Source organism: Acinetobacter sp. NIPH 2699 (assembly GCF_022549355.1).
Taxonomy (GTDB): domain Bacteria; phylum Pseudomonadota; class Gammaproteobacteria; order Pseudomonadales; family Moraxellaceae; genus Acinetobacter.
In genome coordinates, this window is sequence record NZ_JAKZGL010000008.1 from 94,749 (window position 1) to 118,247 (window position 23,499).

Annotated in this window: 25 protein-coding genes, 2 tRNA genes and 1 pseudogene; 14 read left to right on the forward strand and 14 right to left on the reverse strand. The window is 37.9% G+C overall.

The window, feature by feature from the left end; translation table 11 throughout:
- Positions 1 to 8: 8 nt before the first annotated feature.
- The 3 genes from MMP72_RS09790 to MMP72_RS09800 form a co-directional block, all read right to left on the reverse strand.
- Entirely contained in the window at positions 9 to 758 is a 750-nt protein-coding gene (locus tag MMP72_RS09790; protein WP_241316810.1) for a YebC/PmpR family DNA-binding transcriptional regulator, read from the reverse strand.
- A 140-nt stretch (positions 759 to 898) separates the two neighbouring features.
- Positions 899 to 1,456 (reverse strand): 1-acyl-sn-glycerol-3-phosphate acyltransferase, encoded by a 558-nt coding sequence (locus tag MMP72_RS09795; protein WP_241316811.1) that lies wholly within the window; start codon positions 1,454 to 1,456, stop codon positions 899 to 901.
- Positions 1,457 to 1,611: 155 nt separating this feature from the next.
- Positions 1,612 to 1,688 (reverse strand) — tRNA-Ile (locus tag MMP72_RS09800).
- A 330-nt stretch (positions 1,689 to 2,018) separates the two neighbouring features.
- Here MMP72_RS09800 and MMP72_RS09805 point away from each other — a divergent pair.
- Entirely contained in the window at positions 2,019 to 2,339 is a 321-nt protein-coding gene (locus MMP72_RS09805) for a hypothetical protein (RefSeq protein ID WP_130161338.1), read from the forward strand.
- Between the two features lie 203 nt (positions 2,340 to 2,542).
- Here MMP72_RS09805 and MMP72_RS09810 read toward each other — a convergent pair whose 3' ends face one another.
- The 6 genes from MMP72_RS09810 to MMP72_RS09835 all read right to left on the reverse strand — a co-directional run bounded on the left by MMP72_RS09810 (position 2,543) and on the right by MMP72_RS09835 (position 9,256).
- Complete coding sequence (locus MMP72_RS09810) at positions 2,543 to 2,836, reverse strand: type 1 fimbrial protein (protein WP_241316813.1); 294 nt, start codon at positions 2,834 to 2,836, stop codon at positions 2,543 to 2,545.
- Between the two features lie 300 nt (positions 2,837 to 3,136).
- Entirely contained in the window at positions 3,137 to 4,117 is a 981-nt protein-coding gene (locus MMP72_RS09815; RefSeq protein WP_241316816.1) for a DUF4882 family protein, read from the reverse strand.
- A 164-nt stretch (positions 4,118 to 4,281) separates the two neighbouring features.
- Positions 4,282 to 5,295, reverse strand: coding sequence for a fimbrial protein (locus tag MMP72_RS09820; protein ID WP_241316818.1), 1,014 nt, complete (start codon positions 5,293 to 5,295; stop codon positions 4,282 to 4,284).
- The gene (locus MMP72_RS09825) at positions 5,292 to 7,844 is read right to left on the reverse strand and encodes a fimbria/pilus outer membrane usher protein (protein WP_241316820.1); all 2,553 of its coding nucleotides are present in this window, start codon (positions 7,842 to 7,844) and stop codon (positions 5,292 to 5,294) included. Before MMP72_RS09825 ends, MMP72_RS09820 begins: the two co-directional genes overlap by 4 nt.
- Before the next feature lie 61 nt (positions 7,845 to 7,905).
- Positions 7,906 to 8,637, reverse strand: a complete 732-nt coding sequence (locus MMP72_RS09830; protein ID WP_241316822.1) for a fimbria/pilus periplasmic chaperone — start codon at positions 8,635 to 8,637, stop codon at positions 7,906 to 7,908.
- An 85-nt stretch (positions 8,638 to 8,722) separates the two neighbouring features.
- Positions 8,723 to 9,256 carry a fimbrial protein gene (locus tag MMP72_RS09835; RefSeq protein WP_241316823.1) on the reverse strand — a complete coding sequence of 178 codons (534 nt, stop codon included), beginning with the start codon at positions 9,254 to 9,256 and terminating at the stop codon, positions 8,723 to 8,725.
- Between the two features lie 473 nt (positions 9,257 to 9,729).
- On the opposite strand from MMP72_RS09835, the gene MMP72_RS09840 reads away from it, so the two are divergent.
- Complete coding sequence (locus MMP72_RS09840; RefSeq protein WP_241316825.1) at positions 9,730 to 10,077, forward strand: hypothetical protein; 348 nt, start codon at positions 9,730 to 9,732, stop codon at positions 10,075 to 10,077.
- Between the two features lie 133 nt (positions 10,078 to 10,210).
- Positions 10,211 to 10,423, forward strand: a complete 213-nt coding sequence (locus MMP72_RS09845; RefSeq protein WP_241316826.1) for a hypothetical protein — start codon at positions 10,211 to 10,213, stop codon at positions 10,421 to 10,423.
- A gap of 56 nt (positions 10,424 to 10,479) precedes the next feature.
- Here the strand turns inward: MMP72_RS09845 and bioB are convergent, their stop codons facing one another.
- Both bioB and queG read right to left on the reverse strand, forming a co-directional pair.
- Entirely contained in the window at positions 10,480 to 11,469 is a 990-nt protein-coding gene (gene bioB, locus MMP72_RS09850; RefSeq protein WP_241316828.1) for a biotin synthase BioB, read from the reverse strand.
- A 79-nt stretch (positions 11,470 to 11,548) separates the two neighbouring features.
- Positions 11,549 to 12,676, reverse strand: coding sequence for a tRNA epoxyqueuosine(34) reductase QueG (gene queG / locus MMP72_RS09855; RefSeq protein ID WP_241316830.1), 1,128 nt, complete (start codon positions 12,674 to 12,676; stop codon positions 11,549 to 11,551).
- A 23-nt stretch (positions 12,677 to 12,699) separates the two neighbouring features.
- Between queG and MMP72_RS09860 the strand changes: the two genes are divergently transcribed.
- A complete protein-coding gene (locus MMP72_RS09860; RefSeq protein WP_241316832.1) occupies positions 12,700 to 14,202 on the forward strand; it encodes an NAD(P)H-hydrate dehydratase in 1,503 nt (500 codons plus the stop codon).
- Here the strand turns inward: MMP72_RS09860 and ruvC are convergent.
- Positions 14,199 to 14,744 (reverse strand): crossover junction endodeoxyribonuclease RuvC, encoded by a 546-nt coding sequence (gene ruvC / locus MMP72_RS09865; RefSeq protein ID WP_004670772.1) that lies wholly within the window; start codon positions 14,742 to 14,744, stop codon positions 14,199 to 14,201. The two genes, MMP72_RS09860 and ruvC, sit on opposite strands and share 4 nt — an antisense overlap.
- 468 nt (positions 14,745 to 15,212) lie before the next feature.
- On the opposite strand from ruvC, the gene MMP72_RS09870 reads away from it, so the two are divergent.
- From MMP72_RS09870 to MMP72_RS09905, 8 genes and pseudogenes are all read left to right on the forward strand, one after another.
- A tRNA-Met gene (locus MMP72_RS09870) sits at positions 15,213 to 15,289 on the forward strand.
- A gap of 186 nt (positions 15,290 to 15,475) precedes the next feature.
- Positions 15,476 to 15,709 carry a transposase gene (locus MMP72_RS09875; RefSeq protein ID WP_241316834.1) on the forward strand — a complete coding sequence of 78 codons (234 nt, stop codon included), beginning with the start codon at positions 15,476 to 15,478 and terminating at the stop codon, positions 15,707 to 15,709.
- A 107-nt stretch (positions 15,710 to 15,816) separates the two neighbouring features.
- A complete protein-coding gene (locus MMP72_RS09880; protein WP_241316836.1) occupies positions 15,817 to 16,026 on the forward strand; it encodes a cold-shock protein in 210 nt (69 codons plus the stop codon).
- A 352-nt stretch (positions 16,027 to 16,378) separates the two neighbouring features.
- Positions 16,379 to 16,492 (forward strand): annotated as a pseudogene (locus MMP72_RS09885) (transposase); the annotation flags it as partial.
- A 115-nt stretch (positions 16,493 to 16,607) separates the two neighbouring features.
- A complete protein-coding gene (locus MMP72_RS09890; RefSeq protein ID WP_004670776.1) occupies positions 16,608 to 16,817 on the forward strand; it encodes a cold-shock protein in 210 nt (69 codons plus the stop codon).
- A gap of 415 nt (positions 16,818 to 17,232) precedes the next feature.
- Positions 17,233 to 17,445, forward strand: coding sequence for a cold-shock protein (locus tag MMP72_RS09895; RefSeq protein WP_241316838.1), 213 nt, complete (start codon positions 17,233 to 17,235; stop codon positions 17,443 to 17,445).
- A 439-nt stretch (positions 17,446 to 17,884) separates the two neighbouring features.
- Positions 17,885 to 18,319: an I78 family peptidase inhibitor gene (locus tag MMP72_RS09900; RefSeq protein ID WP_241316840.1), complete on the forward strand. Its 435-nt coding sequence runs from the start codon at positions 17,885 to 17,887 to the stop codon at positions 18,317 to 18,319.
- 203 nt (positions 18,320 to 18,522) lie between these two features.
- On the forward strand, positions 18,523 to 19,083 hold the full coding sequence (locus MMP72_RS09905; protein ID WP_241316842.1) for an FxsA family protein: 561 nt from the start codon (positions 18,523 to 18,525) through the stop codon (positions 19,081 to 19,083).
- 47 nt (positions 19,084 to 19,130) lie between these two features.
- Here the strand turns inward: MMP72_RS09905 and MMP72_RS09910 are convergent, their stop codons facing one another.
- On the reverse strand, positions 19,131 to 19,310 hold the full coding sequence (locus MMP72_RS09910; RefSeq protein WP_241316844.1) for a hypothetical protein: 180 nt from the start codon (positions 19,308 to 19,310) through the stop codon (positions 19,131 to 19,133).
- Positions 19,311 to 19,554: 244 nt separating this feature from the next.
- Between MMP72_RS09910 and MMP72_RS09915 the strand changes: the two genes are divergently transcribed.
- The gene (locus MMP72_RS09915; RefSeq protein WP_241316910.1) at positions 19,555 to 19,809 is read left to right on the forward strand and encodes a hypothetical protein; all 255 of its coding nucleotides are present in this window, start codon (positions 19,555 to 19,557) and stop codon (positions 19,807 to 19,809) included.
- Positions 19,810 to 19,885: 76 nt separating this feature from the next.
- Here MMP72_RS09915 and metK read toward each other — a convergent pair whose 3' ends face one another.
- Complete coding sequence (gene metK, locus MMP72_RS09920; protein ID WP_241316846.1) at positions 19,886 to 21,052, reverse strand: methionine adenosyltransferase; 1,167 nt, start codon at positions 21,050 to 21,052, stop codon at positions 19,886 to 19,888.
- A gap of 384 nt (positions 21,053 to 21,436) precedes the next feature.
- Here metK and tkt point away from each other — a divergent pair, with 384 nt between their 5' ends.
- Positions 21,437 to 23,425, forward strand: coding sequence for a transketolase (tkt, locus tag MMP72_RS09925; protein ID WP_241316848.1), 1,989 nt, complete (start codon positions 21,437 to 21,439; stop codon positions 23,423 to 23,425).
- Positions 23,426 to 23,499: the final 74 nt, after the last annotated feature.

The following is a 23,499-nucleotide window of genomic DNA, read 5'->3' on the forward strand; positions in this document are numbered from 1 at the left end:
TGAGAAGATTAAGCATCAAGTTGTGCTAATACATCATCAGAGAATTCAACATTGGTATAAACGTTTTGAACATCATCTAGATCTTCAAACATATCAATCATTTTCATAATGAGCTTAGCTTGGTCAATATCTGTGATTTCAGCTTTGGTTGATGGGCTCATTACAACTTCTGCATTGTCTGATTTTAAACCAGCAGCATTTAAGGCATCTTGTACATCACCAAAACTTTCAGGTGTTGTGATGACTAAAATGCCATCTTCAGATACTTCGATGTCTTCAGCACCTGCCTCTAAAGCCACATCCATGATCTTGTCTTCTAAAGAAAGGTCTTCAAAGCTAATTTCACCACGCTTAGTAAACAAATACGCCACTGAGCCAGAAGTACCCAAGTTACCATTTGTTTTTGAGAAGCAATGACGAACGTCTGGTACAGTACGGTTTAGGTTGTCGGTCATGGTTTCAACCAAAACAGCAACACCACCGACACCATAGCCTTCATAAGTGACTTCATTTAAGTCTTCATTATCTTCACCGCCTGCACCGCGCTGAACGGCACGATTGATGGCATCGCGTGTCATATTCACCGAAAGTGCTTTTTCGACTACAGCACGCAGACGGGGGTTACTGGCTGCATCACCACCGCCCAGTTTCGCTGCGGTCACAATTTCACGAATATATTTAGTAAAAACTTTAGCACGGCTGGCATCTTGTTTTGCTTTACGATGCTTTGTGTTCGCCCATTTAGAATGACCTGCCATGGAAATAACTCCAAAAATTAAAACTCAAAAAGTGTGGGGAATATTAGCATAGCGAAGGTTTTGTTGAAAACTCTCGGACCCTATATTCAAATTGAAAATCTTGCTCAACCTTCAAAGATTGATCAAATAAGTGCTTTTACTTAGCTAGTTTTTACGTCTATTCCATATTCAGCATAAAGTGCTTTAATCTGTTCTAAATCTTGTTGTAGGTCGGTTGGATAAATTTTGCCTAAAATTCCACCTTGCTTGGTACGAGGGTTAGCATACATCAAAATAATCGGTACATTGGCTGCTTTTGCAATGTGCCAAAAGCCCGTACGAATGGGTTTGCGTTCTTGGCTGCTTTTAGCACGCGTGGCTTCTGGTGCGATCACAAGATTGAAGCTGTCGTTCTGGTTAAAAAGATCAACCATTTGCGTCACGATATCTTTGCTGGCTTTACGATCGACGGCAATCCCACCGAGACGTTTCAAGACTGGTTTTAAAGGACCTTTAAAGAGTTCTTTTTTGATTAAAGTATGGATTTTTAGTTCTAAAATTTCAAATAAAGCAAGAGATAGGATAGTGTCTAGGTTGGAGGAGTGTTCAAAGCCAATGATAACTTGCTTCTTTTCTAAAATTGTTGGATCAACGTTGTATTCCCAACCTGTTGCTTTAAATATAGATTTTCCTAAAATTTTTCTCATGGTTATCATCATTACAGTTTCGTGTCAGCAGTGTAATATGAGTTTGGAAGAAAATATATATCCGAATATTTAGGATTTGTTGATGTAATTGGCTAATGAAATCCAATAATAGGCAGGAGATAAAATAGAAAAACCCTCTAAACGCATGGCTTAGAGGGTTTAATATTTGGTGGGCCCACCGTGACTTGAACACGGGACCAACGGATTATGAGTCCGCTGCTCTAACCAACTGAGCTATAGGCCCTATAAAATTAAATCATATTTTCTATGATTTATTGTTGCCTGATCTTAGTCAAATTTAACTTAAATTACAAGCAGATGATTTTATCAAACCACTAAAAATAGTGTGTAAAATCAAAACTGAGCTGATTCTATCTGATGTTCATGTGTTGAGTAAAGATAATATTGTGCAGTTTTGATCATTTTCAAGCCATCCAAATTTCATTTTATCTTGGGACATTGATCCGATTCGGTCAGGACGGTTCAATGTTTATCGCTTATCTATCTTTGATTTGCTGTTGAATGGTTTTATGATTTAATAAATATATGAACAACAAAACAAAAAGAGAAAAATATGAAAATAGCATATCTAGGTGGGTTTAAAGATGGTGAGGTTCTTGTACTGCCAGCCGAATTAAATGATCCTGTGCAGTTAAATTGGGTGATTCAGCATGATGATGTGAGAAAGGCAGAGCAGGACTTGGTTGACCACTCAAACAGGGATTTCACTTTGACCATGAAGAAGAGCCTGATCAATTACAATTTAATGCTGTTAAAGAAAGATAAAGAGACTCGTCTGTTTTATGTAGAAGAGGGCTTATCAAAAGTAAAAATTTTAGAACGGCTGAATGAACATTGGAAAAAATCTCAATTGGTCGGTTTCGATTTTGATTGATCAAATTTTATTTTTAAACAAAATTTTGAGTTTGAACATCTGACTTATAGTATTCACATAAGCTTTTTATTAAATTTTAGCCTTTTGAAGATTATATGAATAACAGAAAATATTTATGATTTGATTGATGTGCTATTAAATCAAGCTAAGATGTTATTTTTAATAGCACATGTCAATTTTAAATAATGATTTAAACCTCTGCTTTAGTAATAACTCGCGATAATCACTGCACTCCTTTCATCGGGTAGGGGCTCTACTTTGATTTCAGTTATACTGTTTTTCTGTGATTGATTATTTAAATCATCCAAAGATGTTGATTGGTTATTTATTTTCTTAAATAATTCGTTAATTCGCTCACAATCAGGGTTGTGGTGATGGGTTGTACATGTATCTTCAACAATATTGCCGTTAATGTGAATGGTTCCCGTTGCAAAGCTGATTGTCGAAATTGATATCAATGAGAATACTAATAATAGTTTATATGATTTTTTATACATGATTATTTCCTTTTATCTATGTATATATTATTAATTAACATGGAAATTATTATGAAGGCAATATCGAAATAAAATATTGATTAAATTAATTTTTTAAATGTGATGTGGTTTTGGTTTTATCTTTTTATTGATAGTTTAGTCTATTTTTTTGTTGTGATAACTACATCACAAATTCTATTTTTATTGTGAATTTTTGGTTTTATAAGGGGTTTTAATTGATAGTTATAAAAATAATGAAATATAACGCTTAAGATTAATGTAAAAAACCCAATCTTAAGATTGGGTTTAAGTTTTTATGACTTAAATATTATTACCACAGATGTCAGTCGTACCTTGGGGGTAAGTGAACTGTAGGGCATTGCGGTCAGTGATCAGCTCGGATGAAAACTCTAACCCTGCAAGTTTGTCTGAGAATGTACCATCTTTATCAGAACCAACCGAGCTACGAATATCAAAACCTATATTTTTCAATGGAGCAGGGAGTGTTCCTTGATACCCCTGATCAACACCATTGATAATAAAACCGACCTGTTTAGTATTTTGGTTGATATAGATACCTAAACGATGATATTTGCTTTGATAGTCGGTCATTTTATTGTAGTAATAGGCAACTGAAGTATACTCAGTATCATCGCTATTTGGGTAACTCAGCATAAATAATACAGATGGTGGGTTTTCTCCAAAATCAGGATCAGCGCTACCTGCCATGAAGCTATATCCTGACCTTACAACATACCCATTCTCTGTGATTCCATTAAAATTAATATCTGAGAAATAAGATGAACCTGGCTTTCCATAGTAACCACCATTAAGAGGAGCACCAGGGATATCGAGCTGCATTTCCAGTGCAAGAATCCCTGTTGCTGGTAAGTTGAAATCACCTAAACCATCTTGCAAGTATGGAAAATATGGAGAATTTATTGCCGAATAAAACCTTGCTTTACTGGTAGCTAAGTATTGTAAATAATTAAAAGTACCATACTCAGGGTCATTAATTGAAAAATATGGAGGAGCAACAGTTAAGCTAAACTTCTGCCCATTGATGTTTGGAAATATACCCATCAGATAATCTGAATTTTGATTGTTCCATAAATTATCATAATCTTCTTGTGTGGCATCAAAGTTATATTGACATGTCTGGCTCTGGTTTAGACTGCGTAAACTTAAGCTTGTTGATGTTGCACCTCTAGATTGGGGAGTCGTGTCGCTTTGTGAGTTATTTTGATTTTCACCACAGCCAAGCAGGGCTAAGCTAAGCGTCAATATGCCAATTTTTTTCATTGATGGTTCCTATAAGTTAAGTGGTTTAAAAATTTTTTAAAATAAAACTTAAAAGTTCATACTTCTTAATGAGTTTGAATTTTTTACAAAATGAAAATTTCAAGATCTTTAGTTTAATTTTTATAAAAAAAGACCTCCTGTTTTAAAGGAGGTCTCTTGAAAAATTAGTCGTATTCAATAGTCACTGTTGCCATCGCACGAACTTTACCAGCTGTTACATTGGTATTTGTTTGGTAATAGCGAGCAGTAAGTGGAACATTGTATTCAATAGTTTGATTAGATTTCACTGTTCCTAATTCTAGTTTGTCGCCAAGCCCAATAACTTGATTTTTATTCTGATAATTCCATACAAGTTGAACGCCCACACCATTTGCTTTGGTTGCATTTGGCTCAAGGTTTTTCAAAACCTTTGTGTTAGTACCTTCTTGCTGATAATCAAAACTTAAACTGATTAAATTCTTTTCCTCGTAACCAGTTTGATTTTCACCACCATTACAAAGAATATTTAAATCGAAGCTTTGTTCTCCTTGTGTTGATCCCACACCAGTAAAGCCTGATTTTGTTACAGTTGGCAGTGTGACAGCTTTATTAATATTACCCCGCCATTCGCAAGAAGAAGATGCAATGGTGATTGCATTTCCATAAACTGTACTTGTTAAGAAAGGACGATCACTTCGATTTCCTGCGTAGTATGTACTATAAACACCAGGGACTAATGTTCCAGACCCAGTATTTTCTGCTGTTTTAACAATTTCAACAACAAAATAGCCTTCAGCAAGTCTAATATTCGTACCTGGTACAGGGGCTGTATACGGATAATATCCCGAGAAGTTCGTTGCATTAAAAGCTTCTCGATAAAGGCGAATTCCGATCCCCGGGATATTAGTAGAATAAATATTATTACCAAGTGGGCTAATTGCATAATTTTGTAATAATCGTGCAACCATCATATCACTACGACTGCAAGTATATGTCGTTCTGTCGTTTGGGCGAATCTCGAAAAGTGATTTAACCAAGACTTTTCCAACGGGGTCACTTGGTCGAACAACAACACGCCCAACTTGCATAGAGACATCAATAGTGGTAAAGCCTGGGCTCGTTGAACAAGCTGCATTTGCCTCACCATACAAACCAAGACCTGCGGTAAGCAAAACACTGTTTAAGAGTAATTTTTTCATTTACAAACCGCCTCAGTCATTATTAAACTTTGTTGATCTTGCGCAAGTTGTGCTGTTACATCATAGGTAATTTCACATTGTTCAGCGCTATCTTCACCCCATTTTACATATAGGTGATCTTGTGCTTTAGGTGTACGCAAATAAACCATGCTGCCTTGAGCGACGATACCAACTGCTTCATTGTTTTGATCAAACACTTGTGCCGCAAATGGAAGACTTTCACCTGTTGCAGTTTTTGCAGCGATATAAATGGCATAACCTGTTTTGGTAGAAAAATCGACTTTTGTGATTGCACCTGCAAACGGAGCAATACGCTGACTGGTTTCTTCTAACTCAACATGAGTCGACATTTCTTGCGGATCTAAAGTGATATCATTTAAACGATATGGAGTAACGTAAGGAATAACAGCATAGCCATCCTTATTTACTGTTAAACCAGTTGTATTATTCACTTTTGCACCAGCAGCATCAGGCGCATAAACAAGTACCATGGTTTGACCTTGTTCAGGGCCAAATAAAACACCATCACGATGTGCGACAATATTACCTGTGAGGCTAACCATTGCTTGTTGATATGCATCAGCAATACTGTATGAACCACCGACGGTTGTATAATTGGTACGGTATCGTGCATTCACGTTTAGAGTAGGGCTGTTATAGTCTTGGTGGGACATAGATGAACCATAACTAAAGCGATCTCCTACTGTGCCACTGACACCAACAGTACGGTTGTTTTGTGATGCGTTTGCATTGACATTCATTGAATGCTTTTTAAAGCTCAATGGGAATGAAAGTGTCATCAAATATTCGGTATCACGTGTTTGATTATTTGAACCATAGTCAATTTGACGATTGGTTGCAGATAAACCATAAGTCAAACCGTGGTAATTATTGCTATAACCAATTTGATATTGCTCGCCACTTTCCTTGCGATTCCAATAATCCACCCATGAACCGACCATGTAGAAGTTACCCCAACCATCAGGTAGCCCCTGATTCAAGGTAATTTGGAATTCACTACGTTGTTTACCAACGGCGAAGCTGTTCATACCTTTTTGTTCTAAATCGCGAATTAATAGCGCATCACGTAATTTATAGTAATTTTCGGTCGAGTAGCGATAGGCTGCTAAGGTTAGGTTAGTACTTGTTGGTGCAATTAACTTACTATAACTGAGACGATAACTTTGACCTGATTGCGATTCTTTGTTTTCAAAATCAGCTTCAGAATGCGTTACATCAAGTGAAATCGCACCAATCGGTGTTGCAAAAGCAGTACCGACTAATGCTGAAGCGTATTTTTCAGTTGCTTGAAAACCCGTATAGCCCGTTAGGTAGTTGTTGATACCGCGTTGATATTTACCTTGTACAACCCAAGGGTCTAAATCAATATCTCGATCACGGAATTCACCTGCAGTGACTGAATATCTGCTCATGCCTGGACGTAGCATTTGTACGACTGAAGCATATGGAATTGCAAATCTTTGTATTTCACCGCTAGATTCAATGACCGAAACTTCGAGTTCACCACCAAAGCCTGTTGGATAAAGATCATTAATTTCAAAACTTCCTGGTGATACAGTGGTTTGATAGATTAATTGACCTTGTTGACGAACCTCTACCTTAGCATTGGTTTTAGCATTACCACGAATACGTGGTGCATAGCCCAACATACTATTTGGTAACATACGGTCATCACTAGAAAAATCGACACCACGATACCCAAATGAATCAAAAATTTCACCATTGGTAAAACTATCGCCCAGTGTTAAAACGCTTCGATATTGTGGGAAAGCTCGCTGTAAATAGGTACTTGTGGTTTGATAATTTGATTTCTTTTCATCTTCATTTGGTCGGTCTTTCCATTGCCATTGACCATTATGGCGTAATTGCCAACCTGCTATATTGGCTCCAGCAGTCAAGGCCATGAATGCATTGGTTGTTTCTTTATTGTCATTGCTACGATTGAATGTCTTATAAGCAGTACCGCTATAAGATAAGAAACCGGCATTGATACCACGATCCCAAATACTTGGATCGACATATCCTTGCGCATTTTTTTGTAATGCAACTTGGGGAATAGAAATATCTACACGTAATTTTGAAGTATCAAAATCATAATAGGCATCCTCAATCCATTCATCTATTTTTAGACAACTATTTTGTGACAAAGCGGATTGTTGCTGAGCAAGAATATCTTGTTTTACACCGTATTCAAGTAGGGCACCTGAGTTAAAGCATGTGATCGCATTTTGTTTTGGATCAACTGCTTTAAACACCATTCGGCGTTTTCCGAACCATTGGCCATTGATATATACATCGACGTTATATTCACCAGCTAAAACGGGGTTACCATATTTAAAACGCGAAATATCAATCTTTTGCGCATCACCGATTAAAAAAGAAGAGTTAAACTCAGCTTCCATCGCATTTTTGTGTGCGGGTTCGTCTGCATAGACCATAACAGGCACAGTCATACTGACCATGCCAGATGCAAGGTAAAAACAAATATGACGCTTTAATAATCTATGTGGTGCGTGCTGTTTAGACATGATAAAAATCGCCTATATGGTATAGGTACTTAAAATTATTGGTTATTTAAGTGAAGAATGATTATTGGAATTTGATTGGCCTTTCGACACGTCCGCCATAATCATTTACATTGATAAAACTCATCTTCTCAGTATTCGTGTTTTTCAGTTGAACGCGATCTTCAGAAAAAGGCTTTAACATGAGACCCTGAGGTAATAAATCGACTTTTTTATCACCATTGACTTGGAAAATTGAAGTCATAGTAATGTGGAAGGGAGTCGGATTTTTAATGACAAGGCTTTGACCAGATTTTTGCCATTGCAGTTTATCAGCCGCTAAGTTGGCATCTTCTTTAATACTTGCTGGTCGATAAAAAAACTTAATTCGTGAACGAATTGCAAGTTGCAAGAAATTATCTGGAACAGCTTCATTCCCTTTACCTGTTGGACTAGGTGGGATATCTAAAACATTTAACCAAAGTACAGTTTCTTGTTGTTGATTTAACTGCGAAGCACTAGGCAACGCTGTGATACGAAGCGTTTGGCTTTTCGATGCTTCCACACGCGAAATCGGAGGCGTGATCATGAAAGGTACTTTTGATTGGTCAGGTGTACTTTTCGGATCACCTTCATCAATCCACGCTTGGACAAGTGCAGGTTTAGCGCCATTATTGCTAAGTTGTAAGGTTACTTCACGAGCATCAGAAGGGTAAATAACCCGTGTGCCATGAATGATCATTTCTGCGTGTGCGGCAGTTGCCATCACAGAACAAAGTGCTAAACCAGACAAAAATTTACAACCGCTAAATGACATGTGCAACATTCTCAAAAAAGACAGATGAATTTAAAAGTGAAAAGAGTTTCTATGCTCTAAAACATAGAAACCCTGATATCAAAAATTATTGATAAATAATTGTGTATTGTACTGAAGTTGTTACTTCACCAGCAGTAGATGCGCCAGTAGCGTAGTATTCAGCATAGTAGTTCAAATCAGCGCTACCGCCTTCAACAACATCAACCCACTGAGAGTTAGTTTGAGCACCTGTAGCGCCAGCAGCGAGCACTGGAATTACTTGGTTGTTGTTACCTAATAATTGGATATCAACGTTTTGTGCACCAGCTGCAGCTTGGTTGATTAAACGACCTGTATTGAAATCAACAGTTGCGCCTGGCTCGAAGTAAGTAGCAACTTTACCTTCTGAACAATCTTCTAAGTTGATTTGGAAAGGAGTACGACCTGCAACATCGCCAGCATTTGCTAGAGTCTGTCTAGAAACTGTTGGAAGAGTAACGATAAAATCTTTACCCGCTGGAGTAACGATGTTACAAGTTTTGTCAGTAACTAAACCATTGATTGTAATAGTACCATCAGCAGCTTGTGCATTAGCAATACCTACAACTGAAAGTGTAGCGATCAAAGCAAGTTTTTTCATAATAATATCTCGAATACATCAGCTAAAAAATTGAATTAGATTACTTTTTCAGGTTATTTTTGCGCCGAACAAGTAATGAGCGAAATATACCAGTTATTAAAAAAAATGCAAACTCCGTCACAAAAATAAATTTATTAATCATATATTATACAATTCCTAAGTAAGTCCCTGTTTATTTTTATCTTTTTATTAGAAAAATTAATCTTATTTGTTAGTTTTGTGAAAAATCATGCAAAAAACCATTAATTTTTTTAAGTAAAAATTGAGTAAATGTTTATTTTTTGTTCAAAATTAAGCTTTTTTTATATGAATTTTTTATGACAAATATTAAGTGTTGAGACAGTTTTTTGAATTTTGAGTCAAAAAAGTTCGGCATTAACAAAAATGCTTAATTGGTTTTAAGAATTTCTTAAGATTGGGAGCTTAGTTTTTAAGCATGGTCTGATGGTAAAAACACCAATAAGGAGATTTCGATGAACATGCTTTATACCCATAAACCAAATTACTATTTCTTTGCTCATAAATTTGTCCTGTTTTTAGAAGGCTATCTAAAAAGTCATTCTACAGAGCAGCGTACCAGTTTTAATTTACAAACGATTTATGATCTATTTGGTCATGATCGAGCTTCCAGTACAACAAATTTGGAAGGTATTTTGAATATTGCAGATGAATATGTACTTGAAACTGATGAAGGACAGCAAGCATTGATTCGTGCTTACCATGTGCATTTAGATAATCACGTACTGAGTCTAGAATTTAATCCAAAAGCTGTTGCCAGTTTGAAAGGGGGGCAAATTATTGTCAGCCCACAAGCGGCTTAATCTTATAGGTAAGAGTAAATTCATCTTTGATACACTGAGTTCTGGATCATTTAACTCAGTGTTTTTATCAAGCTGATTTAAAGTCCGTTATTGGTTATTATACATCCATCTAATCAAGTGATCAGAATGTGCTATGGATAAAGACTTTAACTCAGAAACCTATACCGTAGATGAAAGTATTGGCGATACTCTTTTATGGTTGATGCATCATCAAGAGATCTTTGACTCATTTCATTTTGATGTACATACGCAAGAGTTGTCTGTTACCCATGCAGCAGGTGTGGATATCATCCGAATAGGCATGTTTTTAAATGCCAAATACGGCATATTGGTCACATCAATTTAACGCTATTTATATTTTGTTTAGAAAAAAGCCTTGTCGAGTGACAAGGCTTTTTTTGTTTATGCGCTCATGGCATCGACAGAGAGTTCTACAACCGTTGGCTTCGGTTTTTCAGCGGTTAAACCGAGTTTGGCAAATAAAACTTGGTCTTTACCTTCACCCGCGTTTGGTGTGGTTAAGAGCTTTTCACCAGAGAATAACGAATTCGCGCCAGCCATAAATGCCAGTGCTTGATCAGAATCACTTAAAGACTCACGACCAGCAGATAAACGAATATAACTATGTGGCATGATGATACGTGCAACAGCGATTGTGCGTATCCATTCGGTAACATCCAGTTTTTCAACATCGGCAAGTGGTGTGCCTTCGATTGGTACCAGCATGTTAATTGGCACGGACTCAGGATGGACAGGCATAGTTGCAAGTTCATGCAATAAACCAATACGGTCATTGCGGCTTTCACCTAAACCAACAATACCACCGCTGCATACTTTCATGCCTGCTTGACGTACATGATCAAGGGTATCAAGGCGATCATCAAAAGTACGAGTACTAATAATATGTGAATAATATTCGCGTGATGTATCAAGGTTGTGGTTGTAATAATCTAAACCTGCATCTTTTAGGCGTTCTGCTTGAGATTGATTGAGCATCCCTAATGTCATACAGGTTTCTAAACCAAGTGCTTTGACTTCACGTACCATTTCCAATACATACGGCATATCACGCTCATGCGGATTACGCCAAGCTGCACCCATACAGAAACGAGATGAACCAGACTCTTTTGCTGATAGTGCTTCACGAATGACTTTATCGACCGCGATACGCTTTTCAGCTTCTAATTTAGAATCATAACGAGCTGATTGTGAGCAGTACTTACAGTCTTCTGGGCATTTGCCTGTTTTAATAGAAAGCAGGGTACTGACTTGAATCGTATTGGCTTGGAAATGTTGACGATGAACACCTTGCGCTTCGAATACTAAGTCTAAAAATGGTTGATCATATAGGGCTTGGATTTCATCACGAGTCCAGTCATTACGTACAGTCATTGTTATATCCATGATGATAGATTACGTTTGTTGAGATTAATCATACAGAAATCATGCCAAAGCCAAAGGGCAAAAAACATCATTTTTCTATTTGATGCACAATTGCTTGGCGCGATTGTTGTTGAATTGCCCAATCAATATGTACATTTACAATCTCATCGTGCCATATTTTTGCTTCATGCAATTTGGCTACGATTTCAGCTGAGTATGGCGCATTTCCTAAACCGATTGCAATATTACGCTTAAAGGATTGATAGCCCGTACGGCGGATTGGGCTGCCTTCTGTATTGGCTAAAAATGTTGTTTCATCCCATTGCCATATTTCGAGTAGGCTGATGTTGTCTAAACCATGCCGAGGATCGAAGTCTGGAATCGAAGCCATCTTGGCAAAACTATTCCACGGACAAATCAGTTGGCAATCATCACAACCAAAAATACGATTACCAATACCTTGACGCAAGTCTTCGGGGATAATACCTTTATATTCAATGGTCAAATAAGCAATACATTTTCTTGCATCGAGCATATAAGGCTCAACAATGGCTTGCGTTGGGCATATATCAATACAGGCAGTACATGAACCACAATGCGCGGTGGCAGGTTGATCAAAGGGGAGATCAAGTGAAGTAAATAGCTCACCTAAGACAAAGAAAGAACCTGATTTTTTGTGGATTAGTAATGTATGTTTCCCTGTCCATCCCATGCCTGCACTTTCAGCTAAAGATTTTTCAAAAATTGGAGCTGAGTCTGCGAAAGGACGTGACTCAAAATCGCCCACTTTCTCTTTAATACGAGTTGCTAGGGTTTTAAGTCGTCCACGCATGATCTTATGGTAATCACGTCCACGTGCATAACGCGCAATGATGGCTGAATTTGGTTCAAATGGTACATAACGGGACTTTGGTGATGCCACAAGATAGTTCATTCGCACACAAATAATGCTTTTTGTGCCAGGGACAAGTAAGGTTGGATTCGCACGTTTTTCTAAGTTTTCTTCTAAATAGTGCATGTCAGCATGATAGCCACGTTTTAAATATTCTTCGAAACGTGGCATTTGATCTTGAGCATCTGGTTTAGCAATGACACAATCAGCAAAGCCCAAGTCCAAAGCTTGTGCTTTTATCCATGCTTTAAGTTCTTGAGGATCAAACTGTTGTAGCCCAATCTTATGAGACAGTTTTTGAGACGATGCAGTGGAAGAAGCCATAAACCAATAATAGGGGTATAAACATGCAACGCCCAGTTTACCATAGCCCAGTTTATGATAGCCAAAGTATTCAAGCATGGGAGCAACGTTGGTTTGCTCAGCAAAATTCTTCACTTGGTCTTATGCAACAAGCTGCTTGGGCAATAACACAACAACTTCTTAAACAGTTTCTACAAAATCACATTCAAAGAATTGCGATTTGGTGTGGTCAAGGCAACAACGCAGGTGATGGTTATTATATTGCTGCTTTTCTAAAGCAACAGGGTTTTAGCGTTACCGTGTTTTCATCAGATCTAGGCGAATCTGTTGATTTAAAATACGCCTATGAATATGCTCAATCCCATCAGGTGGAAATTGAAACCATTCATTATTTATTAGCTGAACATGACGTTAATTCAAATTTACCAATTTTTGATTGCCATATTGATGCTTTATTTGGCATTGGCTTAAATCGTGAGTTAAATCAAAGCTGGCAAAATACTATTCAACTGTTTAATGCACAAACAGGCGTAAAAATCTCAATTGATATTCCTAGCGGTCTACATGCCAATACAGGGCAGGCTTTACCTTGTGCGATTCAAGCCAATCAGACTTTTACCATACTGGGATATAAGACAGGACTGTTTACAGGACAGGGTAAAGAATATGTTGGGCAATTGCAGTTAGTCAGTCTGATTCCAACTGATGAAGAACTAAAGCCAGTCGCGTATTTATCACCTGAGAAAATTAATTTGCCGAAACGCCAAGCTTTTGGTCATAAAGGCAGTTATGGGCATGTGCTGGTGGTCGGCGGTCATGCAGATATGGGCGGAGCCGTTATTATGGCTGCCGAAGCTGCTTTTTCTGCGGGCGCGGGAAAAGTCAGTGTGGTGTGTCATGCCAGACATCATCAAGCGATTTTGTCGCGTTCACCGAATATTATGGTTCGAGATATTAATGTTCTGGATCAAAAGACCATTCAGCACTTATTAAACCAAGTCGATGCTGTTTGTTTTGGTATGGGCTTAGGGCGAGATCAATGGGCCGAACATATATTTGAGCAATGGTTTGATCTACTTAATCAAAATTCGCAATTAGAAGTGGTATTCGATGCCGATGGGCTTTGGTTTTTGGCAAAGTGCCCACAACAGTTAAATGCTCATATTTATGCCACACCGCATTCAGGCGAAGCGGCAACATTATTGGACTGTACGGCTGCGGAAATTGAACAAGATCGAATCGCGGCTATTCAGCAGTTACAACAAAAATATGCAGGGCAATGGGTGCTGAAAGGTGCAGGTAGTTTGATTTTAGAAGATGACTTATTTATCTGTACCCAAGGTAATGCGGGCATGGGTACAGGCGGAATGGGCGATGTCTTGGCAGGGATGATTGCCAGCTTAAAAGCACAGTTTCATCAGCATGTTAAATTGCATGAAATCGTCAGCCTACACGCGCAAGCAGGTGATCTTTTAGCGGAAAGCGGTATGCGTGGTTTACAAGCACATGAAATGGGGAAAATGATTTATAAAGTGGTGAATGGTTAACGCCGTCTACTGCTTGAACGACTCCGTCCACGTGCCATACCACCTAAAGCATTTAACACTGCCAGTTTAGTCATACTTCCTGAAGCGTGTGCATGACAAATCGCAGCAGCAAGAGCATCAGCAGCATCAGCTTGAGGCTGAATACTTAAATTGAGTAGGCGCATGACCATCATTTGTACTTGTTCTTTTTCCGCAGCACCATAGCCGACAACGGATTGTTTAATTTGGCGTGCGGTATATTCTGCAACTTTTAAATCTAAATTGACCAGTGCGGCAATCGCTGCACCACGCGCTTGACCAAGCTTTAGAGCTGAGTCTGGGTTTTGCGCCATAAAGACTTGTTCTACAGCAGCTTCTGTTGGTCCATGAAATTTAACAATACGTTCAACACCTGCAAAAATGCGTTTTAAGCGTTCAGGCATTTCCTGTGTTTCAGTACGAATAGTCCCTGCGTCAACAAAACGTAACTTGTTGCCATCTTTTTCGATAATTCCGTAACCTGTTAAACGTGAACCAGGGTCAATACCAATAATGAGTGACATGAAGCACTATAAAAAATAAAAGATGATTGATATTGTTACATAACGCGCTTTTAGCTGCATGATAATTTTGTAGTATTTTGAATTATAAGGATATAGTTGTTTTATTGAACAAGGCTTATATTTCGTTGACTAAGATATTGTCGTCTTTAATAAAAAAGTTCAGCAGCTTTCAATGAATCTATTCATAACTTCGGATAGTTATCAATATCAAATCGCGGAAAGGAAAATTGCGGCTAGATACAAAAACCAAAATCTTAGTTCGTGAAAAAATTGAATTTATTGAATCAATTAATGACGGTTGTGTATGGCTTTCATGTGTCTTTATTAATTAGTGTGTGTTTTGAACAATTAGTGCAATAAATGAACATAAAATATGTATTATCCAGCTTTATTGGTAATTAACTTGCTTATTGAAATATAAGCGCGTATAAAGCACTTCATTGATCTTATATGTAGATCAAATGTTGATGCGGGATGGAGCAGTCTGGTAGCTCGTTGGGCTCATAACCCAAAGGTCGTTGGTTCAAATCCAGCTCCCGCTACCAATTAAAAGTTAATTGAATTTAGCTCTGTGATGTATTTAAAATTGCTGTTGAATAAGTAAAGACAGCAATATAGTTAGCTTAAATAACCCTAAGTAAAGCTAAAAATTATTAGATTCTAGAAATGTAGTTATCCTCTCTCATTTATCTAGCGTTGTAGTAAACAAAATCGATCATTTGAGCTCAGGAATGAGTGATATTGTGTTAAAAATTATCAATGAATGGCGTGTAGCCAAAGCTATAAATGGCAAAGAGATTTGTGTGAAAATCATCCCTTTAAAACGCCAACAAAATACGTTGAATGGCTTTAAATGGGTGGAAGTAGGTAAGAAAGTACTATTACCGTCTGGTCAAGAAATTGACTTTAACTTAGATGGTAAAAGCTTTTATACCGATGTTAATCAGTTATATCGATTAACATAGTAGTTTTTTGCACTTGAAATATCTATTTAATACAAATAGATTGAGTTCAATCATAATATAAATATTTTGATTGAACTCATAAATTAACATGAACAAGGTTTAGAAGTATGACTGATACAGTTACAGGTACAGTGAAGTGGTTTAACGAAACTAAAGGTTTTGGTTTCATTCAAGCTGACTCAGGGCAAGATGTTTTTGCTCATTTTAGCGAAATCCAAAGCAGTGGTTTCAAAGTTTTACACGAAGGCCAACGCGTTTCATTTGTCCTTGGTCAAGGTAAAAAAGGACCACAAGCTACTAGTATCTCTGTAATCTAACTCAGATATTTAGTTAAAAAAGAAGCCCGCGATCGTGGGCTTTTTTTGTGACTTTGTTCCATTCTAAATAAGATTGGCACTTTCTAACTTGGAATTTGGAGAGTGTAATGAAAACAACAGTTAAGAGAACTCTACACTGAGTTGTTTAACTCCTTTCTCTAAGTCCAGAATACACTGTTGTTCTGAGGATAGCACGTTTGCTTGGACCTATAGAATTCGCTACACGAATTCACTTATTATCCCATGTTGAATAATTTAAAAGCGTGGCTGTAGCCAATAACATTCTAAAAAAAGCGCATGTGTACTTTCTGATAGATCATGTTAATAAAAGTACGCGGTAATGTTATCCAACAAATGGCTAAAAGCAGGTAAAAAGATGTTTTTGAAGTCTGATCAAGAAATTGAATTTAACCAAGACGGAAAAAGTTTCTATACTTTGGTTAATAAGCTATATCGCTTGACCTAAAATTTGGTATGCTTGTAGTATCTGTTTATGCAAAATAGATAGAGTTAAAATCAGAAGCAGTTGTGTTTCTAATTTGACTTTTTTTTTAACAAAAGATTTTAAAGGTTTAGGTTTTATGTCTGAAACTGTTAACGGAACTGTAAAGTGGTTCAACGAAACTAAAGGTTTTGGTTTTATTCAAGCTGACTCAGGGCAAGACGTTTTTGCTCATTTTAGCGAAATCCAAAGCAGCGGTTTTAAAGTTTTACACGAAGGTCAACGCGTTAAGTTTGAGCTTGGTCAAGGTAAAAAAGGACCACAAGCTACAAACATTACCGTTATCTAACAGAAGTCATTCGGTAAAAAAGAAGCTCACACAAGTGGGCTTTTTTACGTCTTAAAAATAGGTACAGTATTATTCTAGAAAAATATATGAAAATTTGGTCTGATGATATTTGAAAGAAGTATGATTAAAGTGAATACTTTTAAGCTTTTGAAAAGAAATAGGTTTTTACTAGGAAAATATATGGGTTTGAAAAATCTATAATTTTGATATGTTTAGAGGGGATGTGTTGCACAGAAAAAGTAAAATGGTGTATAGTTAAAGGCAACTAGAAGAATAACACTGTTGATTCAACAAATCTTTTCATTTCGTAGTTTAATCAAACCTTTCGTTTTATCAGATTTAGTTTCATCGTTTATTATTTCAAGTTAATTGCTATTAAGCATCTAAAATATTTCTGAAAAAATAGGTTAAAGATATGTCTAATACTGTGACTGGTACGGTTAAGTGGTTCAACGAAACTAAAGGTTTTGGTTTCATTCATGCTGATTCTGGACAAGACGTTTTCGCTCATTTTAGCGAAATCCAAAGTGATGGTTTTAAAGTTCTTCATGAAGGTCAACGCGTGTCTTTTACCATTGCTGACGGTAAAAAAGGCCCTCAAGCGACGGGTATTACTGTCGTTGCTTAATACAAGTCGTATGATTTGAAAAAAGCTCACGTTAGTGAGCTTTTTTTATGATGTACTCATTTTTGTCATAAATTAACTATTTGGTCAAAATATTGCTCTAAATTGATCTACGACTTTTTGCTAATTTCAATTTATAAGTTTTGCAGGCAAATTAATAAGCGTAGTACATTTTGTGAGCATTAAAGTTATGGAAAACTTAGAGCCGTATACTCAAGGGTTTGAGAAAGAAGTTCATGTGAATTGTAAACGTTCTTTAGGTACATTATTAGTGAGCTTCGTGGTCTTGATCGCAACGAGTCTATAAGCAAAAGAAAAGCATCTTCGGATGCTTTTTTATTGAAGAAAATTTTCAGCAATACAAATATAGTTGTGTTTCAAATCATAGACATAAGATTGCACTTTTTTTGCTATCTTTATTCTTTTGCAAGAATATAAACGTATGAAAAACTTTTTATTTTTAGGTTTAATCCTGACATCACTCGCAGCATGTTCATCAATGCCAAATCAAGAACTTACGCCACCAAAAATTGGCATGGCAAACCCTGCTAGTAAATTCTGTATTGAACAGGGTGGACAATTAGAAATCCGAAATGAAGCAAATGGTCAGGTGGGATATTGTAAGTTGCCTAATGGTCAAGTTGTCGAAGAATGGGAGTTATTTCGCTCAAGCCAGCCTAAGTGTTTAGCTGAAGAAGCGCAGAAATTAATTGGTCAATCTGGACTGAGTGAAGATGAAATCAAGCAAAAAACGAAATCTGAAATCGTTCGTAGTATTGGACCGAATCAACCTGTAACCATGGATTATCGTGAAAATCGAGTGACGGTAACAATTGATCCAAAATCTAAAAAGATTAGCCATGCGACTTGCGGTTAATCACTAAATAGAAGCTGTAGCGTTCAATTAAACAGGATTTAATTGAACGCTTTTTTATATAACTTGCTCTGTCAGCCTTGATAATTCAAAAAAAGCACCCATCATTTTATTTACGATGATTTTTTATTTGCTGTGCCAGCTTTACTTTTATACACTCTGTGCTGCACATTTTTTCAATTTTCTGAGATAGACGAAGCTCTGACATGAATCTACTTCTTATCGTGGTATTTGGCACAATTGCTGAAGTTTTAGTATGGATCGGCGTGGGTGACCTTGTAGGGAGTATGTGGTACGTATTCTTTTGGTTCATTTTCGCGTTTTTTATTGGTCTCAATCTAGTTCGTTCAAGTACATCCAGTATCATGCCACAGTTGCAACAGATGCAAATGACTGGACAGCTCGGTGGTGATCCAGCCGTAACTAAAAAGCTGGCGCTTGCAATGTCTGGTTTTCTATTGATGATTCCAGGTTTGATCTCAGATGTTCTTGCAATCTTAGTGCTGATCCCCGCTGTACAAACTGCGTTTCGTAATGCCTTGATGAAAACCATGGCAAAACGTCAGCAAGCGATGATGGAAAAAATGATGGGTGGTATGGGCGGCGGTGCTGCTGGGCAGAATCCTTTTGCAGATATGATGCGTCAAATGCAGGAAATGCAAAATCAGCAGAGCGGTGGTCAATATCGTGATTCTACGATTATCGATGGCGAAGCACGTGAAGTTAAGCCTGATCAGAAGAAAATTGAATTTAAAGATGTAAATTAATCACGACAGAATGAATCAAGAAACACGCTTTTTAAAAGCGTGTTTTTTTATGCGTCATGTTTAGGGTGGTCATGTTTTTGGTCAACTTGAGCCGGTTTATCTTTTTCTTTGTTTTGAGGTTGGTATTCACTAGGAGTGAGTGTTGTTATCTCATTTTCTGAGTGTTTATATTTGCGACTGCGGTTGGCGCGTTCACGGAATCCACCTTTGTTGATCAATTGAGTCATGATGATATTTCCGTAGTTTTAAAATCATATTCTAACAAATTCTATAAAAGATCAAAATTGTCATGTTATTGGGGTGACTGAGCTGTTCTAAGAAATGCATTTAGCTGTCATATAATTGTGTTACTTTTAAAGTATCGGTTCTAAAACAAGATTGTATTCTTGATTTTTTTCTCATAGGATAAAACTGTAACGACAAAGTTGTTGTGAGAAGAAAATAAAAAATAATAAGTGGGAGGAGTAAATGATGTTATCTCAATATCATTGTGCATGTTGTGACAAGGTTGTTGCATCAACAGATAAGGCGTGTCCTTATTGTGGCTCTCAACATATCCGTAGCCCTTATGGTTTATGGATGCTCTGTGTTGCAGCCTGTTTTGTGGTTGTGGTGATTGTAAAGGGTGTGCATATTTATTTACAGCAACATCATGAGGATCAAGCGATGCAAAAAAACTCATTATTTGAGATATTTAAGCATGAGAGTATAAATCCTAAAAAATAATAGAAAGTCGTTGTAGAAATAAAAAAAGCCCACAGTTTTGTTGCTGTGAGCTTTTACTATGAAGTTGTCGTGGGGATTATAACCCAGCAGCATCCTTCAAGATTTCAACCTTATCGGTTTTTTCCCAAGTAAATGCAGAATCCGAACCTTCACGACCAAAATGTCCGTAAGCGGCAGTTTGCTTATACATTGGTTGAATCAAGTTCAACATACGTGTGATGCCATATGGGCGTAAGTCAAAGTGCTCACGAACAAGTTGAATAATCAACTCTTCTGATACTTTGGCCGTATTAAATGTATTGATCGAAATCGAAGTCGGTTCAGCAACCCCGATGGCATAACTCACTTGGATTTCACATTTATCCGCCAAGCCAGCAGCAACGATATTTTTCGCAACATAACGACCTGCATAAGCAGCAGAGCGGTCAACTTTAGATGGATCTTTACCAGAGAAAGCACCGCCACCATGACGAGCCATACCGCCATAAGTATCTACAATAATCTTACGACCTGTTAAACCGCAATCACCCACTGGACCACCAATCACAAACATTCCAGTTGGATTGATGTGGAATTTAGTGCCAGCATGGAACATTTCAGCAGGGATGATCGGTTTTACGATTTCTTCAATGATCGCTTCTTTTAACTGGATTTGAGATATTTCAGGATCATGTTGGGTCGACAATACCACAGCATCTAGGCGAACTGGCATACCGTTTTCATAAGCAAAGGTAACTTGGCTTTTCGCATCTGGACGTAACCAAGGCAAAGCACCTGAACGACGCAATTCAGCTTGGCGCTCCATTAAACGATGCGCATAAGAAATTGGAGCAGGCATGAGGACATCAGTTTCGCGGCTGGCATAACCAAACATTAAACCTTGGTCGCCTGCACCTTGATCTTCTGGTTTTTGACGGTCAACACCTTGGGCAATTTCAGGGGATTGCTTGCCGATCATATTGATCACGGCACAAGTTGAGCCATCGAAACCTAAATCAGAGTGGTGATAGCCAATACCATTTACGGTCTGACGTACAATCGCTTCAAAGTCGACATTGGCTGTTGTTGTGATTTCACCAGCAAGAACAACCGCACCTGTTTTTACTAATGTTTCACAAGCGACACGCGCATACGGGTCTTCTTTTAGGATCGCATCTAAGATTGCATCACTAATTTGGTCAGCCATTTTATCTGGATGACCTTCGCTTACAGATTCTGAAGTAAAAACAGCATACTCGCGCATGAACGTCCTATCACTGGTATTTTCAAAAAGACAGAGTATGTTACATCGACTTAGCGGATAGGACTAGCACAAGCTGACTAAAAAGCATGAATTTATTTCATTTTCATCATGTTTTTATTGATATGTGTATCAGTAAAACTAATATATGAGTTCTGCTCTCTATTGGATTTCTGTTGAGTCACGCTTTTATTTTAGATGCGATGTTTACTTTTTTGCTTAACGCATGAACATTTATACTTACTAATGCCAGATCAACGAGTGAAAAATAAGAAATATCGTGTATTAGGCTTTACCCCATGTGTTTTTTTTAAGACAATAGTCACAGCTTTTGAAAGGTGATTTCTCATCTTCTCTCATCTTATTGATTTAATCGGATTCTGACTTATGACAACCCCTTTAAATGAACGTCGTATTGCAAATGCAATTCGTGTCTTGGCTATGGATGCTGTGCAACAAGCAAACTCAGGGCATCCTGGTGCTCCAATGGGGATGGCAGATATCGCTGATGTAGTTTGGCGTGAATTTTTAAATCATAATCCAACAAACCCACAATGGGCGAACCGCGACCGCTTTGTATTGTCAAATGGTCATGGTTCTATGCTGCAATATGCGTTATTGCATTTGACGGGTTATGAATTATCGATTGAAGATTTAAAACAATTCCGTCAATTACATTCTAAAACACCGGGTCATCCAGAATTGGGTTATGCACCTGGTATCGAAACAACAACTGGTCCATTAGGTCAGGGTATTGCCAATGCCGTTGGCTTTGCTTTAGCTGAAAGAACTTTAGCTGCCCAGTTCAACAAAGATGGTTTAAATGTTGTTGATCACTTCACTTATTGTTTCCTTGGTGATGGCTGCTTGATGGAAGGTATTTCCCATGAAGTATGTTCACTTGCTGGTACTTTAGGTCTTGGTAAGCTTGTTGTTTATTATGATGACAACGGTATCTCAATTGATGGTGAAGTTGAAGGCTGGTTCAGTGATGACACAGAACAACGTTTCAACGCTTACGGCTGGCAAGTACTTCGTGTAGATGGTCATGATGCTGCTGCGATTCGCCAAGCAACCATTGAAGCGAAAGCTGAAACCAATAAACCAACGATTATTATTTGTAAAACGGTGATTGGTCTAGGTTCACCAAATAAACAAGGTAAAGAAGATTGCCACGGTGCACCACTTGGTAAAGACGAAATCGTTTTAACACGTGAAGCATTAGGCTGGAAAGAAGATGCCTTTGTCATCCCTGAAGATGTCTATGCAGCATGGGATGCAAAAGCCAAAGGTCAAAGCTCTGAAGCAGCTTGGAATGAATTATTCGCGCAATACCAAGCAAAATATCCAACTGAAGCGGCTGAGTTATTACGTCGTATCAATGGTGATTTACCTGCTGAATTTGCCGCGCAAGCAGACGCATTTATTGCTGAAACCAATGCCAAAGCAGAAACAATTGCAACGCGTAAAGCAAGCCAGAACACATTACAAGCGTTCGGCCCATTATTATCTGAATTATTAGGTGGTTCTGCTGACTTAGCGGGTTCAAACTTAACACTTTGGAAAGGTTGCCAAGGTGTACAAGAGAACCCAGCGGGTAACTACGTGTATTACGGTGTTCGTGAATTTGGTATGACTGCAATCGCTAATGGCGTGGCTTTACATGGCGGTTTTGTTCCTTACGTTGCAACATTCCTGATGTTTATGGAATATGCGCGTAATGCTGTTCGTATGTCTGCATTGATGAAGCAACGTGTGATTCATGTGTATACGCATGACTCGATTGGTTTAGGTGAAGATGGTCCTACGCACCAGCCTGTAGAGCAAATTGCATCTTTACGTGGTACACCAAACTTAAATACTTGGCGTCCATGTGATACGGTTGAAGCTGCAATTTCTTGGAAATCTGCACTTGAGCGTAAAGATGGCCCAACTGCGTTAATTTTCTCTCGTCAAAACTTGCCATTCCAAGCGCGTAATGAAGCTCAAATTCAAAATGCTGCAAAAGGTGGTTATGTGCTTGCAGAGGAAAAAGGTGAGTTGAAAGCAATCATCATTGCAACGGGTTCTGAAGTTTCATTGGCAATGGAAGCGTATGCACAACTTGAAGGCGTGCGTGTAGTTTCTATGCCATGTGCTGAAGAATTCGTGAAGCAAGATGCTGCGTACCGTGAAGCTGTACTTCCTGCACATATCCGTGCACGTGTAGCAGTTGAAGCTGCTCATGTCGATTATTGGTGGAAGTTTGTTGGTTTAGACGGCAAAGTGATCGGTATGACTACTTATGGTGAATCTGCTCCAGCGAAAGACTTGTTCCAATTCTTTGGTATTACGACTGAAGCAGTTGTTGCTGCCGTAAAAGAACTGACTGCTTAATGATTTAAGTGGTATAAAAAAGCGCTCTGATTAGGGCGCTTTTTTACGTATCAACATTTAGTTTCTCGCTTCAA

What these genes read in the sequence shown, in the direction of transcription:
- MMP72_RS09790 (WP_241316810.1), bottom strand. Translation starts at nt 758, where the DNA reads ATGGCAGGTCATTCTAAATGGGCGAACACAAAGCATCGTAAAGCAAAA.
- MMP72_RS09795 (WP_241316811.1), bottom strand. Translation starts at nt 1,456, where the DNA reads ATGATGATAACCATGAGAAAAATTTTAGGAAAATCTATATTTAAAGCA.
- MMP72_RS09805 (WP_130161338.1), top strand. Translation starts at nt 2,019, where the DNA reads ATGAAAATAGCATATCTAGGTGGGTTTAAAGATGGTGAGGTTCTTGTA.
- MMP72_RS09810 (WP_241316813.1), bottom strand. Translation starts at nt 2,836, where the DNA reads ATGTATAAAAAATCATATAAACTATTATTAGTATTCTCATTGATATCA.
- MMP72_RS09815 (WP_241316816.1), bottom strand. Translation starts at nt 4,117, where the DNA reads ATGAAAAAAATTGGCATATTGACGCTTAGCTTAGCCCTGCTTGGCTGT.
- MMP72_RS09820 (WP_241316818.1), bottom strand. Translation starts at nt 5,295, where the DNA reads ATGAAAAAATTACTCTTAAACAGTGTTTTGCTTACCGCAGGTCTTGGT.
- MMP72_RS09825 (WP_241316820.1), bottom strand. Translation starts at nt 7,844, where the DNA reads ATGTCTAAACAGCACGCACCACATAGATTATTAAAGCGTCATATTTGT.
- MMP72_RS09830 (WP_241316822.1), bottom strand. Translation starts at nt 8,637, where the DNA reads ATGTCATTTAGCGGTTGTAAATTTTTGTCTGGTTTAGCACTTTGTTCT.
- MMP72_RS09835 (WP_241316823.1), bottom strand. Translation starts at nt 9,256, where the DNA reads ATGAAAAAACTTGCTTTGATCGCTACACTTTCAGTTGTAGGTATTGCT.
- MMP72_RS09840 (WP_241316825.1), top strand. Translation starts at nt 9,730, where the DNA reads ATGAACATGCTTTATACCCATAAACCAAATTACTATTTCTTTGCTCAT.
- MMP72_RS09845 (WP_241316826.1), top strand. Translation starts at nt 10,211, where the DNA reads ATGGATAAAGACTTTAACTCAGAAACCTATACCGTAGATGAAAGTATT.
- bioB (WP_241316828.1), bottom strand. Translation starts at nt 11,469, where the DNA reads ATGACTGTACGTAATGACTGGACTCGTGATGAAATCCAAGCCCTATAT.
- queG (WP_241316830.1), bottom strand. Translation starts at nt 12,676, where the DNA reads ATGGCTTCTTCCACTGCATCGTCTCAAAAACTGTCTCATAAGATTGGG.
- MMP72_RS09860 (WP_241316832.1), top strand. Translation starts at nt 12,700, where the DNA reads ATGCAACGCCCAGTTTACCATAGCCCAGTTTATGATAGCCAAAGTATT.
- ruvC (WP_004670772.1), bottom strand. Translation starts at nt 14,744, where the DNA reads ATGTCACTCATTATTGGTATTGACCCTGGTTCACGTTTAACAGGTTAC.
- MMP72_RS09875 (WP_241316834.1), top strand. Translation starts at nt 15,476, where the DNA reads ATGAGTGATATTGTGTTAAAAATTATCAATGAATGGCGTGTAGCCAAA.
- MMP72_RS09880 (WP_241316836.1), top strand. Translation starts at nt 15,817, where the DNA reads ATGACTGATACAGTTACAGGTACAGTGAAGTGGTTTAACGAAACTAAA.
- MMP72_RS09890 (WP_004670776.1), top strand. Translation starts at nt 16,608, where the DNA reads ATGTCTGAAACTGTTAACGGAACTGTAAAGTGGTTCAACGAAACTAAA.
- MMP72_RS09895 (WP_241316838.1), top strand. Translation starts at nt 17,233, where the DNA reads ATGTCTAATACTGTGACTGGTACGGTTAAGTGGTTCAACGAAACTAAA.
- MMP72_RS09900 (WP_241316840.1), top strand. Translation starts at nt 17,885, where the DNA reads ATGAAAAACTTTTTATTTTTAGGTTTAATCCTGACATCACTCGCAGCA.
- MMP72_RS09905 (WP_241316842.1), top strand. Translation starts at nt 18,523, where the DNA reads ATGAATCTACTTCTTATCGTGGTATTTGGCACAATTGCTGAAGTTTTA.
- MMP72_RS09910 (WP_241316844.1), bottom strand. Translation starts at nt 19,310, where the DNA reads ATGACTCAATTGATCAACAAAGGTGGATTCCGTGAACGCGCCAACCGC.
- MMP72_RS09915 (WP_241316910.1), top strand. Translation starts at nt 19,555, where the DNA reads ATGTTATCTCAATATCATTGTGCATGTTGTGACAAGGTTGTTGCATCA.
- metK (WP_241316846.1), bottom strand. Translation starts at nt 21,052, where the DNA reads ATGCGCGAGTATGCTGTTTTTACTTCAGAATCTGTAAGCGAAGGTCAT.
- tkt (WP_241316848.1), top strand. Translation starts at nt 21,437, where the DNA reads ATGACAACCCCTTTAAATGAACGTCGTATTGCAAATGCAATTCGTGTC.